The organism is Burkholderia sp. Bp9016, from assembly GCF_003857765.1.
GTDB lineage: Bacteria > Pseudomonadota > Gammaproteobacteria > Burkholderiales > Burkholderiaceae > Burkholderia.
On the sequence record NZ_QTPY01000054.1, the window covers coordinates 1 to 12,583 of the forward strand.

At 68.8% G+C, this 12,583-nt stretch carries 10 protein-coding genes and 2 pseudogenes; 6 read left to right on the forward strand and 6 right to left on the reverse strand.

Features of this window, described 5'->3' with window-relative positions; translation table 11 throughout:
* Both DIE13_RS33645 and DIE13_RS31965 read left to right on the forward strand, forming a co-directional pair.
* Positions 1-74: pseudogene (locus DIE13_RS33645) on the forward strand (hydrolase); the annotation flags it as partial.
* 224 nt (positions 75-298) lie between these two features.
* The gene (locus DIE13_RS31965; protein WP_124830965.1) at positions 299-1,021 is read left to right on the forward strand and encodes a haloacid dehalogenase type II; all 723 of its coding nucleotides are present in this window, start codon (positions 299-301) and stop codon (positions 1,019-1,021) included.
* Between the two features lie 365 nt (positions 1,022-1,386).
* On the opposite strand, the gene DIE13_RS31975 is transcribed toward DIE13_RS31965, so the two are convergent.
* Positions 1,387-2,181 carry a uracil permease gene (locus DIE13_RS31975; RefSeq protein ID WP_124830966.1) on the reverse strand — a complete coding sequence of 265 codons (795 nt, stop codon included), beginning with the start codon at positions 2,179-2,181 and terminating at the stop codon, positions 1,387-1,389.
* A gap of 64 nt (positions 2,182-2,245) precedes the next feature.
* Entirely contained in the window at positions 2,246-3,205 is a 960-nt protein-coding gene (locus tag DIE13_RS31980) for a LysR family transcriptional regulator (RefSeq protein WP_124830967.1), read from the reverse strand.
* 155 nt (positions 3,206-3,360) lie between these two features.
* Between DIE13_RS31980 and DIE13_RS31985 the strand changes: the two genes are divergently transcribed.
* The 3 genes from DIE13_RS31985 (at position 3,361) to mmsB (ending at position 7,236) form a co-directional block, all read left to right on the forward strand.
* A complete protein-coding gene (locus tag DIE13_RS31985; protein ID WP_124830968.1) occupies positions 3,361-4,680 on the forward strand; it encodes an MFS transporter in 1,320 nt (439 codons plus the stop codon).
* A gap of 124 nt (positions 4,681-4,804) precedes the next feature.
* Positions 4,805-6,331 carry a CoA-acylating methylmalonate-semialdehyde dehydrogenase gene (locus DIE13_RS31990; protein ID WP_124830969.1) on the forward strand — a complete coding sequence of 509 codons (1,527 nt, stop codon included), beginning with the start codon at positions 4,805-4,807 and terminating at the stop codon, positions 6,329-6,331.
* A 14-nt stretch (positions 6,332-6,345) separates the two neighbouring features.
* The gene (mmsB, locus tag DIE13_RS31995) at positions 6,346-7,236 is read left to right on the forward strand and encodes a 3-hydroxyisobutyrate dehydrogenase (RefSeq protein ID WP_124830970.1); all 891 of its coding nucleotides are present in this window, start codon (positions 6,346-6,348) and stop codon (positions 7,234-7,236) included.
* Positions 7,237-7,343: 107 nt separating this feature from the next.
* On the opposite strand, the gene DIE13_RS32000 is transcribed toward mmsB, so the two are convergent.
* The 4 genes from DIE13_RS32000 to DIE13_RS32015 form a co-directional block, all read right to left on the reverse strand.
* Positions 7,344-7,676: a hypothetical protein gene (locus tag DIE13_RS32000; RefSeq protein ID WP_124830971.1), complete on the reverse strand. Its 333-nt coding sequence runs from the start codon at positions 7,674-7,676 to the stop codon at positions 7,344-7,346.
* 235 nt (positions 7,677-7,911) lie between these two features.
* Positions 7,912-10,359, reverse strand: coding sequence for a cytochrome c (locus tag DIE13_RS32005; RefSeq protein WP_124830972.1), 2,448 nt, complete (start codon positions 10,357-10,359; stop codon positions 7,912-7,914).
* Positions 10,349-10,855, reverse strand: coding sequence for a (2Fe-2S)-binding protein (locus DIE13_RS32010; protein ID WP_124830973.1), 507 nt, complete (start codon positions 10,853-10,855; stop codon positions 10,349-10,351). Before DIE13_RS32010 ends, DIE13_RS32005 begins: the two co-directional genes overlap by 11 nt.
* 177 nt (positions 10,856-11,032) lie before the next feature.
* Positions 11,033-12,190 (reverse strand): FAD-dependent monooxygenase, encoded by a 1,158-nt coding sequence (locus DIE13_RS32015; protein ID WP_124830974.1) that lies wholly within the window; start codon positions 12,188-12,190, stop codon positions 11,033-11,035.
* A gap of 298 nt (positions 12,191-12,488) precedes the next feature.
* Between DIE13_RS32015 and DIE13_RS32020 the strand changes: the two are divergent.
* Positions 12,489-12,583: pseudogene (locus DIE13_RS32020) on the forward strand (Asp/Glu racemase); the annotation flags it as partial.

The following is a 12,583-nucleotide window of genomic DNA, read 5'->3' on the forward strand; positions in this document are numbered from 1 at the left end:
TCCCCGCGTTCATCGACCTGTTCATCCAGACCGGCGGCACCGCCGGCATCCAGTTCTCGTACGACAAGAGCTGATTCCCGCCTGGACGCACCCTGCGTGACATGAACCAACCCGCCCGGGCCACACGGCCCCGGCGGGTGCCCGTGCGTCCGGACCACGCGGCAGCTCGCCGGCCGCCTCGCCGTCCATCGCGGCCAGCCGCGCTTTCCCATCCGTGCTTCAATGTCGTTCGACCCGGCATCGCGCATTGCAGCAACGCCGCGTGCCGTCTCCCCCCGTTCGACCTTCACGGAATCACATGACGAATCCTGCCGAGATCAAGGCGCTCGTTTTCGATGTATTCGGTACGATCGTCGACTGGAGAAACGGTGTCGCGCGCGATGCCGGCGCATTCCTCGCGCGCCATGCGCCGGCGCTCGACCCGTTCGAATTCGCCGATACGTGGCGGCGCGAATATTCGCCGTCGATGGAAGAGATCCGCAGCGGACGCAGGCGCTACGTGCGGCTCGACGTGCTGCATCGCGAGAATCTCGTGCGCACGCTCGATCGCTACGGCATCGACGGCGTACCCGATGCGGAGATCGATGCGCTCACCCTCGCGTGGCACCGGCTCGATCCGTGGCCGGATGCCGTCGCGGCGCTGCAGCGCCTGAAACGGCGCTACGTGATCGCCCCGCTGTCGAACGGCAATATCCGGCTGATGATCGACGTCGCGAAACACGCGGGCCTGCCGTGGGACGCGATTCTCGGCGCCGAAGTCGCGCGCGCGTACAAGCCGTCGCCGAAGGTGTATACCGAAGCGGTCGAGATTCTCGGCATCGCGCCGGCCGAGCTGTGCCTGGTCGCCGCGCACAACGGCGATCTCGCCGCCGCGCGGCAACTGGGGCTGTCCACCGCGTTCGTGCTGCGCCCGACCGAACACGGGCCTGCCCAGACGACCGACCTGAAAGCGGACGACGCGTGGGATTTCGACGTTAAAGATCTGAACGAACTCGCGGACCGGCTCGGTTGTCCGGGGTGAGCGACGGCCGGGCATGACCGGGGTGGCGCCGCTCGCGATGCGTGGCGGGCGGAACGTCCGGTCGCGACACCAGACCGTCGGCGCCACCATCCGGTAGCACAGCCGGCGATTTTCATCGAGCACGAGAATCCGCTGGTCGATGGTGCCGCGATCGGTCGTGCACTGCCGCGTATGGCCGACGGCCGGCGTGCCTTCGAGCACGCGGCAACTGACCGGCTTCGGCACGCCGGGACGGAACAGCAGCGGCCGCGTGTCGTCCATCCGCGCGCGCAGGAAATGCGGCCATACATGCTCGGGCCGGCAATCGAACGCTATTGCGAATGAATTTCCACGACCGTGTCCTGGCGGCTGTCGGTGCGCACATGCTACTTCGCCACGGCGCGCCACGCGTTGCGCGCATACAGGATCAGCAACGGCAGCAGCGCGAGCGCGAACAGCATGCACAGCCCCAGCACCCACACCGGCCACTGCTGCGGATTACCGTGCGCCCAGTAGCGGTAAGGCACGCTCAGGAAGCCGATTTCCATCAGCAGCGCGCCGAGCGGCACGAGCCCGTTCAGCACCACGGCCATCCCGATGCGGGCCGCGCCGTCGAGCGTCTTCCCCGCCCCGTAAGCCGCGATCAGGTACAGGAAATAGCCGAGCATCGCGACCATCAGCGCGCCGCCTGCCAGCAGGCCGACGCTGCGCACGCTGCGTTCGTGCAACTGGCCCGAGCCGGGCGGCAAGACGACGTCGACGGCCTCGCCGATGACCGGCATGCTACCCGAGCGGATGTTGCCAGGCAACACGACCCGCTGGCCGTCCGGCAGCACGGCTTCCAGCATCGACGTGTACTTGATGCACCGGTACGTCGAGGTTCGCCCCGAACTGTCGCGGCGCTCGCAGGTGTCCCACTCGGACTGGTAGGACACGACGGTCGCCGGGTATTTCGGCGAAACGGCCAGCACGTACAACTCGTCGCCAATCCAGTACGCGAACGGGAAACACAGCGACACCAGGCAAAAGCACACGAGCCACCAGAACGCGACCGCGCCGCCATTCGAACCGCCCTTGCCGCCCGACTGGCGGCGCACCATGCGCGACGCCAGCCAATAGGCGGTCACGCCGAATACGGCGACACACACCACGAACACCTTGCCGGCATGCGTCAATGCCATCTCCCCCTCCCCTCCGATAACCGGCTGAATCGCGGTCGCGACCCTCGCGACGCCCGCCCGTCCGCTATTCAGGATCCCCGACGAACCGCAACCGCTCCGACTCCCCCATCAGCAACGCGCGATTCGCATCCGCCGCCGCGCGCAGGTAATCCCATAGCGCCGTCACGCGCCGCAGCTTGCGCAGATCCTCGCGACAGGTCAGCCAGAAGCAGCGCGTGACGACCACGTCGTCCGGCAACACCGGCACCAGCGCCGGCTGCGTGGCCGCCATGAAGCACGGCAGGATCGCGAGCGCGCCGCCCTGCAGCGCCGCGAACACCTGCGCGATCACGCTCGTCGTGCGCAGCCCGGCGGTTGCGCCCGGCACCGCGCGCTCCAGGTACAGCAGCTCGCTGCTGAACGCGAGATCGTCGACGTAGCTGATGAACGCGTGCCGCGCGAGATCGTCGGTGCAGGTGATCGGCGGATGGTTCGCGAGATAGTCGCGCGTCGCATAAAGCCGCAGCTGGTAGTCGCACAGCTTCGTGACCACGTAAGGCCCGCGCTCGGGCCGCTCGAGCGTGATCGCGAGATCGGCCTCGCGCTTGGGCAGGTTGACGAAATGCGGGACCGGCAACAGGTCGACCGTCACATGCGGATGCGCGACGCGAAACCGCGCGAGCTGCGGCGCGAGGAAAAAGCAGCCGAACCCTTCGGTCGACCCGATCCGCACATGGCCCGACAGCGCCTGGCCGGTATTCGCGACCTGGTCGCATGCGGACTGCACGGTCGTCTCCATCGCATCCGCGTACGCGACGAGCCGCTGGCCCTCGGCCGTCAGCGTGAAGCCGCCGGAGCGCGACTTGTCGAACAGCAGCGTGCCCATCGCGGTTTCGAGTGCGCGGATGCGCCGCGCGACGGTCGTGTAGTCGACGCCGAGCCGCTTCGCCGCGCCGCTCGCACGCTGCGTGCGGGCGACTTCGAGGAAAAAACGCAGGTCGTCCCAGTTCAGGTTGCCGGAAACCGGCTCGGTGGCGTGTCGCATCGGCGGAAAAAGGGGCTATATCTCCGGGCCGGCCGTCGATATGCATAAATGCATATCCGACCGGTTTTCTTGTCGGTACATCATGGATCTGCGCATAACTATACTCGACCGTGACCTGAGGACCATGAGCCGCGGGCAATAAAACCGGAGACACCATGCAGACCCGATCCACCCTCGATGAGCATGCAACCGCCGCGGCGCCGGCACCCGCCCGCACCGCGAAGCACTACCTGCTGGCCGGCTGGGCCAGCATGGCCGGCACCACGATCGAGTGGTACGACTTCTTCCTCTACGGCACCGCCGCCGCGCTCGTTTTCAACCGCATCTTCTTCCCGTCGCTCGACCCGGTCGTCGGCACGCTCGCCGCGTTCGGCACGTTCGCGGTCGGCTTCATCGGCCGGCCGATGGGCGGCATCGTGTTCGGCCACTTCGGCGACCGCATCGGCCGCAAGTCGATGCTGATGATCACGCTGCTGCTGATGGGCGTGCCGAGCATGGTGATCGGGCTGATCCCGTCCTACGACAGCATCGGCTACTGGGCCGCCGCGCTGCTGATCGCGATGCGCTTCCTGCAGGGGATGGCGGTCGGCGGCGAATGGGGCGGCGCGGTACTGATGGCCGTCGAGCACGCACCGAAGGGCCGCAAGGGGCTGTTCGGCAGCCTGCCGCAGACGGGCGTCGGGCTCGGCCTGATCCTGTCGTCGGTCGCGATGGCCGCGGTCGCCGCGCTGCCCGACGCCGACATGCTGTCGTGGGGCTGGCGCGTGCCGTTCCTCGCGAGCATCGCGCTGGTCGGCCTCGGCTGGTTCATCCGCGCGAAGGTGCCCGAGTCGCCCGACTTCGAGAAGGTCCGCAAGCAGGGCAAGGCGGAGAAGTCGCCGGTGACGGCCGCGCTGCGCCGCCATCCGCGCGAGGTGCTGACGATCGTCGGCGCGCGCGCCGCCGAGAACACGTGGTTCTACATGGTCGTCACGTTCGCGCTCGCGTATGCGACGCAGCAGCTGCATCTGCCGAAGGCCGGGATGCTGCACGCGATCACGGCCGGCGCCGCGCTGTCGCTCGTCACGATGCCGCTGTGCGGGCATCTCAGCGACCGCATCGGCCAGCGCCGGATGTTCGCGATCGGCCTCGTGCTGATGTGCGCGTTCGCCGCGCCGTTCTTCATGATGCTCGGCACGCAGCAGACGTCGTATGCGTGGTGGGCGATCGTGCTCGGCCTCGGCGTCGTGTTCCCGATCCTGTATGCGCCCGAGTCGCTGCTGTTCGCGCAGCAGTTCCCGGCGGAAATCCGCTACAGCGGCATCTCGCTGTCGGTGCAGCTGGCCGGCGTGATCGGCGGCGGCTTCGCACCGATGATCGCGACGTCGCTGCTCAAGGCCGGCGGCGGCCAGCCGCATTACGTGATCGCTTATCTCGTCGGCTTCGGCGTGTTCGCGCTCGCATGTACCGCATTGATGCGTCCGCCGCGTGCATGAGCACACCCGAGTGCAGCGGCCCGCATCGACCCGATTCCAGTTCGACCTGCCGTCCGCCGTGGCCGCACGCGCGACGGACGCAGCCCCCCATTTTTCTTCGCACCACCGTTTCCCGGAGAGTTCCATGAACGCCGCAGTTCCCCAGACCACCCTCGCCCTGCCCACCGCCAAGCTGCTGATCGACGGCGCGTTCGTCGAATCGCAAAGCGCCGAATGGGGGGACATCGTGAACCCCGCGACGCAGGAAGTGATCGGCCGCGTGCCGTACGCCACGCTCGACGAGGTCGATGCCGCGATCGCATCCGCGCAGCGCGCGTTCCAGACGTGGAAGACGACGCCGATCGGCGCGCGCCTGCGCATCATGCTGAAGTTCCAGGATCTGGTGCGCCGCAACCTCGAACGGATCGCGAAGACGCTGACGGCCGAGCAAGGCAAGACGCTGCCCGACGCGCAGGGCGACATCTTCCGCGGCCTCGAAGTGGTCGAGCATGCGTGCTCGATCGGCACGCTGCAGCAAGGCGAATTCGCGGAGAACGTCGCGGGCGGCGTCGACACCTACACGCTGCGCCAGCCGATCGGCGTATGCGCGGGCATCACGCCGTTCAACTTCCCCGGGATGATTCCGCTATGGATGTTCCCGATGGCGATCGTGTGCGGCAACACGTTCGTGCTGAAGCCGTCGGAGCAGGATCCGCTGTCGACGATGCAGCTCGTCGAACTCGCGATCGAGGCCGGCGTGCCGCAGGGCGTGCTGAACGTCGTGCATGGCGGCAAGACCGTGGTCGACCGTCTCTGCACACATCCGGACATCAAGGCGATCTCGTTCGTCGGCTCGACGCGCGTCGGCACGCACGTGTACAACCTCGGCAGCCAGCACGGCAAGCGTGTGCAGTCGATGATGGGCGCGAAGAACCACGCCGTCGTGCTGCCGGATGCGCATCGCGAGCAGTCGATCAACGCGCTGGTGGGCGCCGGCTTCGGCGCGGCCGGCCAGCGCTGCATGGCGACGTCGGTCGTCGTGCTCGTCGGCCAGGCGCGCGACTGGCTGCCCGATCTCGTCGAGAAGGCGAAGGCACTGAAGGTCAACGCAGGCGCCGAAGCCGGCACGGACGTCGGTCCGGTCGTGTCGAAGGCCGCGAAGGCACGCATCCTGTCGCTGATCGACGCCGGCGTGAAGGAAGGCGCGACGCTGCTGCTCGACGGCCGCGACGTGAAGGTGCCCGGCTACGAGCAGGGCAACTTCGTCGGCCCGACGATCTTCTCGGGCGTGACGACCGACATGTCGATCTACCAGGAGGAAATCTTCGGGCCGGTGGTGGTCGTGCTCGAAGCGGACACGCTCGACGAAGCGATCGCACTCGTCAACGCGAACCCGATGGGCAACGGCGTGGGGCTGTTCACGCAAAGCGGCGCGGCCGCGCGCAAGTTCCAGAGCGAGATCGACGTCGGCCAGGTCGGCATCAACATCCCGATCCCGGTGCCGGTGCCCTACTTCAGCTTCACCGGCTCGCGCGGCTCGAAGCTCGGCGATCTCGGCCCGTACGGCAAGCAGGTCGTGCAGTTCTACACGCAGACGAAGACGGTCACTGCGCGCTGGTTCGACGACGATGCGACGGCCGGCGGCGTGAACACGACGATCGCGCTGCGCTGAGCGAGGGCCCGCACATGGAAATCGCATTCATCGGACTCGGCAACATGGGCGGCCCCATGGCCGCCAACCTGCTCAAGGCCGGCCACGCGCTGACGGTGTTCGACCTCGACGCGAACGCGGTCGACGCCGCGGTGCGCGCGGGCGCGACGGCCGCCGCCTCGCCGCGCGATGCGGCCGCGCGCGGCGCGCTGGTCATCACGATGCTGCCGGCCGCGCAACACGTGCGCGCCGTCTACCTGGGCGACGACGGCGTGCTGGCCGGCGCGCGCGCCGGCGCGACATTCGTCGACTGCAGCACGATCGATCCGGGCACCGTGCGCGCGGTGGCCGAAGCGGCCGCGCAGCGCGACTTCCCGCTCGCCGATGCACCGGTGTCGGGCGGCACCGGCGGCGCGCAGGCCGGCACGCTGACCTTCATGGTCGGCGCGCCCGACGCGCTGTTCGAGCGCATCCGCCCGGTGCTGCTCGACATGGGCAGGAACGTCGTGCATTGCGGCGGCACGGGCACCGGGCAGATCGCGAAGATCTGCAACAACCTGCTGCTCGGGATCTCGATGATGGGCGTGTCGGAGGCGATGGCGCTCGGCGCGGCGCTCGGCATCGAGCCTTCGGTGCTGGCCGGGATCATCAACACGTCGACCGGGCGCTGCTGGAGCTCGGACACGTACAACCCGTACCCGGGCGTAAACGAAGCGGCGCCCGCCGCGCGCGGCTATGCCGGCGGCTTCGCGGCGAACCTGATGCTGAAGGATCTCGGGCTCGCGACGGAAGCCGCACGCAACGCGCGGCAGCCGGTGTGGATGGGCGCGCTCGCGCAGCAGCTCTATCAGTCGATGAGCCAGCAAGGGCTCGGCACGCTGGACTTCTCCGCGTGCGTGAAGCTGTACGAAGCGCAACCCGCGTAACGCGGCAAACGGACGTGCGCCGGCCCGCGATGCCCGTCAACGGCATCGCGGGCCGGATCACATTCGGAGGAACCCGGGCGCGGGCGCCGCGAACGCGCGACCGGCGCTTACCCGCGCGGATTCGACGCGGTCTCGAAGGTCGGATGGCACTCGAACGCAAGCTCGGAGCGCGCGTCGACACGGCGGCCGCCGGTCACCGACTCCTGCTTCAAGCTCGCGCGCAATCCGCGCTGCGAGCAGTAGTTCGTGGCTTCGGTGACGGCTTTTTCATGGGCGTCGGCCCACGTCGTCGACACGCCGAGCGTGCGCGTCGTCACGGTGAAAACGTTCGGGTTCGACGTCGCGGTCACGTCGGAAGCGGTCGAACACGCGGCGAGCAAGCATGCAGCAGCCGCGACGGTCAACCATCGCAGGGATCGAAAAGGGACAGGGATAGACATGGGGGGCAAGCGCACGTCGATTCGACGGCATTGAGCAACATAGGCGACAGTATGCCTGTCCGATCGCCGGAGATCATGCCCCTTTCGGTGAACACATTGTTTCTAATGGTTAAACGATGAACCGATGCCGGCAAGATTTACGGCCTGCGCGGTGTGCTGCGCGGCCCCGGGGCGTCGCTTTTCCCGGCTGCCGCGCGAGGCCGGGCCGGCGTGAGCGTCGCGCCCCGCGCGCCCGTCAGTGCGCGCCCTCGCGCCGGATCCTCGCCGATGCCTCCTCCAGATTGCGCCACGCCGGTTGCCCCGGCGCGTAGCGCGCGCGGATGTACGCGGCGAGCTCGGCCATCTGCCGGTCGTCGAATGCGTCCCGAAAACCCGGCATGTAGCCGAGCCGGGCGGTGGCCGGCTGGTCGATCCCGTTGTGCAGCACGCGCAGCAGATTGTCGGGCGCGGCCTGGCTGACGCTCGTGTTGAGCCCCATCAACGGACGCACGCCGAGATGCCCGACGCCGCCCGATTCCGCGTGACAGACCGCGCATGCGGTATCGAACGCGCGGCGGCCGCTTTCGAGGCCGAGCGTCGCGACGGCTTCCGCGCCGTGCGCGCGACGGGTCGCCGCATCCGCGGCCGTGGCGGCATCGACGGACGGCGACAGCGACGCCAGATAGTGCGAGATCGCCCGCACGTCGGATTCGGGCAACGATGCGAGCCCCGCGACTACGGGCGCCATCGGCCCGGCCGCGACGCCGTGCTGGGCGGAGAAGCCCGTGCGCAGATAGTCGAACAGCGCACCTTCGGTCCACGGCACCGGCGCGGCCGGCGACGCGACGAGCGGCGGCGCGATCCAGCCTTCGGCCTCGCCGCCCGCGAGGTACGCGCGCCCGCCCTTCTCAGCCCCGAGCGCGTTGCGCGGCGTGTGGCACGCGCCGCAATGACCGGCCCCGTCGACCAGGTACTTGCCGCGATTCCACATCGCGGAGCGCGCCGGATCCGGCGCGAACGGCCGCGCGTCGTGAAACAGCCAGTTCCACCCGGCGACGAGACGCCGCTGGTCGAGCGGGAACGGCAGCTTCGTCTTCGGCGGCGCGTGCTTCACCGCCGGCTGCGCCATCAGGTACGCATAGAGCGCGAGCAGGTCGGGCTCGCTCATCTTCGCGAACGCGGTGTACGGGAATGCCGGGTACAGATTCGTGCCGTCGCGGCCGATGCCTTCGCGCATCGCGCGCGCGAACGCCGGATACGACCATGCGCCGATGCCGGTTTCCGGATCGGGCGTGATGTTGGTCGTGTAGATCGTGCCGAACGGCGTGTCGAGCGCGAGCCCGCCCGCATTGGTCGCACCGCCGGGCGCGGTGTGGCATACCGCGCAATCGCCGGCGAGCGCGATCAGGCGGCCGCGCTCGAGCGTCGCCGCGCTCCACATCGCGCCGTCCGCGCCGCCAGGCGCGAGCGGAGCGATCGGCGCGGGGCCCGGCAGGATCGCGCATGCGAGCCCGATCAGCCCGCCGACCACGCCGCCCGCACCGCCGCCGGCCAGCCAGCGGCGCCAGCGCGACGGGCGGCGCGGTGCGCCCGATTGCCCTTCGGCGAGATCGGCCGGCACCGGCCGTGCCAGCGCCGCACGAATGCGCGCGGCGTCGAACGGCGGCGCGCGAAACCGCACGCCCGTCGCGTCGTACAGCGCGTTCGCGATCGCGGCGGCGGCCGGGGCGGCCGCCTGCTCGATACATTGCGCATCGCGGGTCGACAACGGCTGCGCGCGATCGGCACCGGCGGTCGCCGGCTCGAACGCGACGAGTTCATGCGCGATCGTATCCGGCGGCATGCCGTTGCCGGTCTCGTCATGCGCAGGGCGCGCGGACAACCGCGTGCCCATCACGCGCGAGATCGCAGCCTCGACCTGCCACGCGGGCAGACCGGCCATCGACGGCTGACCCGGTTCGCCCGCGCCCTGCCCCGCCACCACGCGCCGCACCGCGACGTTGCCCGTCGCGCGATCGACGTCGAGATCGACGACCCACGCGGACCAGTGCGGGGCGCTGTCGGGCGCGGCATCGGCTCGCGGCTTCCCGCTGTCGAGCGGCGCGCCGAGCGTGCCGGCGCCGTCGAATGCGAAGCCGCGGCCGCTGACACGCGTATCCGGCTGCGCATGCGCTTCGGCTGCGGTCGATTCGCCCCATGCGGCGCGTTCGCTGACCATCCGGATAATCTCGCGCGGCCCCGCATCGCACGACGCATCGAGATGCTGCAGACGCAGCGCGACCGGATCGCGGCCCAGCGTACCGGCCAGTTCGTCGATGAAGGATTCGCGGGCGAATGCGTGTGCATGGCCGGGAATCGCGCGATCGGCGTCGGCGATTTCGATCGACGTCCGCACGTGCCGGTAGACGAACGGCGACGACGGCGCGGATGCCCCGCCGTCCGTCGCCGCGGGTAGCGCATCCGGCGTCGCGCCGGCTTGCGCGCGATACCGCCACGTCGTCATCCGTCCGTCGGGCGCGGTCAGGGTTTCGACGCTGAACGATGCCTGCGCGCGTGTGTCGCCGATCGGCCATTCGTAACGCGCGCGATGCGTGCGCGCCGCATCGGCCCGGCGCCGCGCGGACTCGGCGACGACTTCACCGCGCGGCTCGTCCCGTGTTGTATCGGGTTCGGGCCTCGCGGTCAGGCCGAGGTCATGCTTCATCGCCGTCGCCCCGCAGATAACGCGCGGCCCGATGCACCGCACGGATGATCTCCAGATGCGTGCCGCAGCGGCACAGGTTGAAACGCAGTGCGGCGCGGATCGCCGCATCGGCCGGCGACGGATCGCGGTCGAGCAGCGCCTTCGTGCTCATGATCATCCCGTTCAGGCAATAGCCGCATTGCGCGGCCTGCTCGTCGATGAACGCGCGCTGGATCGGATGCAGCGCGTCGCGCGAGCCGAGCCCTTCGAGCGTCGTCACATCGCGCCCGTTGGCCGCGGCGGCCGGCACGACGCACGCACGCGTCGGCTGCCCGTCGACGAGCACCGTACACGCGCCGCACTGTCCGAACCCGCAGCCGTATTTCGGGCCGTTCAGCGCGCAGTCGTTGCGCAGGACCAGCAGCAGCGGCGCATCGGGCGCCGCATCGTCGAAGGTATGCGGCGTGCCGTTCACGCAAAATGCGAGCGGCCGCGACGAAGGAGCGGGATGGGACATGAATGGATCCGGAAGGCAGCGTGCGCGCCGGGGCCGGGCCGGCGGCAGGCATGACCGCCGGCTCGCGACGTTCGGCGTCGCGCACACTGCTCACGTATAACACGCCGAAATGCGCGCGTACCGCCGCATCGATCCGCGATACGGCGCGCGCCGCACGGCGCCGGGGGCTCGGGTGCGTCAGGCGACGGCCGCGACAGTGCTGCGCGACGGCGACTCCAGCGGCACGCCGAACACGTCGTAGCCGAACACCCACGCCGGATCCTCGTTCGTGCGCAGCCACGTGTTGTTGTGCGACACGAGTTGCACCTTCGACGCACGCGCTGCGCGATTCGCCTCGTACAGTGCGAACACGCCCGCGTAATCGCCGATGCCGACCTCGTCGAGGCAGCGCGCGAGCATCGCGGCATCCTCGATCGCCATCGCGGCGCCCTGCGCCATGTGCGGCTTCATCGGATGGCACGCATCCCCGAGCAGCACGAGACGGCCGCGGCTCCACAACGGCAGCGGATCACGCTCGAGCAGCGGCCACTTCGTGATCGACGGCGACACGTCGATCAGGTGCTGGATATCCGCATGAAAACCCGCGAACGCTTCGCGCATTTCGTCGCGGCTGCTGTCGACCATCGACACGCCTTCCGGCCAGTCGGCCTGCGGCACGCCGGTCACGTAGTAATACTCGTCGCGCTTCTCGGTCACGTAGTAGACCATCATGTGGCGATCTTCCGACCACCACTTCACGCACATGTCGTACGGCTTGTTGCCGAGCAGCGACGCGGGGAACACCGCGCGATGCGCGACGTAGCCCGTATAGCGCGGCGGCTCCGCGCCGAGCAGGTGCTCGCGGATCCGCGAATTCACGCCGTCCGCGCCGATCACGATGTCGGCCGTATCGACGCTGCCGTCCGCGAACGTCAGGCGCACCTCGCTGCCGGTGTCCTCCACCGCAGCAAGCCGCTTGCCGAAGCGGATCGTGCCGGGCGTCACCGCCTGCGTCATCAATGCATGGAAATCGCCGCGATGCACGGTCAGGTAGCTCGCGCCGTACGTCTTGCGCGCGTAGTCGCCGAGCGGAATCTGCGACAGCACGTCGGCCGTCTGCCAGTCGCGGCTGTACCAGCAATCCGGATGCGAGCCCATCGTCTCCAGCGCGTCCTCGCAGCCGATGCGCCGCATGATCTTCATCACGTTCGGGCCGAGATGGATCCCCGCGCCGAGGCGCGAGAACGCCGGCGCCTGCTCGTACAGCGCGACGTCGTAGCCGCCGCGCTGCAGCAGCGCAGCCGCGGCCGTGCCGCCGAGACCGGCGCCGATGATTGCGATACGGGGTTTGCTCATGCGGATCTCCTGATCGTGGGCCCGTCGCCGAACACGGTGCGAGAACGGGCGGATTGAATGGCGTAAATATAGCGTACACACTCAATTTATTCCGGACAAGAGGATTGTTGACGGCAGCCGAGATATACGGGAAAACACCAATAAATCCCGGATAATCCGCGCACTCAAATACTCCAAATCGATCGTCAATCATTTTGATCCATTGCCATTTTCAAATGTACACACTAGACTTTGCTCGAAATCAGGCGATTCCGCATCCGCGTGCCGCCCCACCCTTACCGACACGGAGCCTCCCGTCATGAGCAAGACCTACCGCATCGGCCAGATCGTGCCGAGTTCCAACACGACGATGGAAACCGAGATTCCCGCGATGCTGCGGTTGCGCGAAACGAT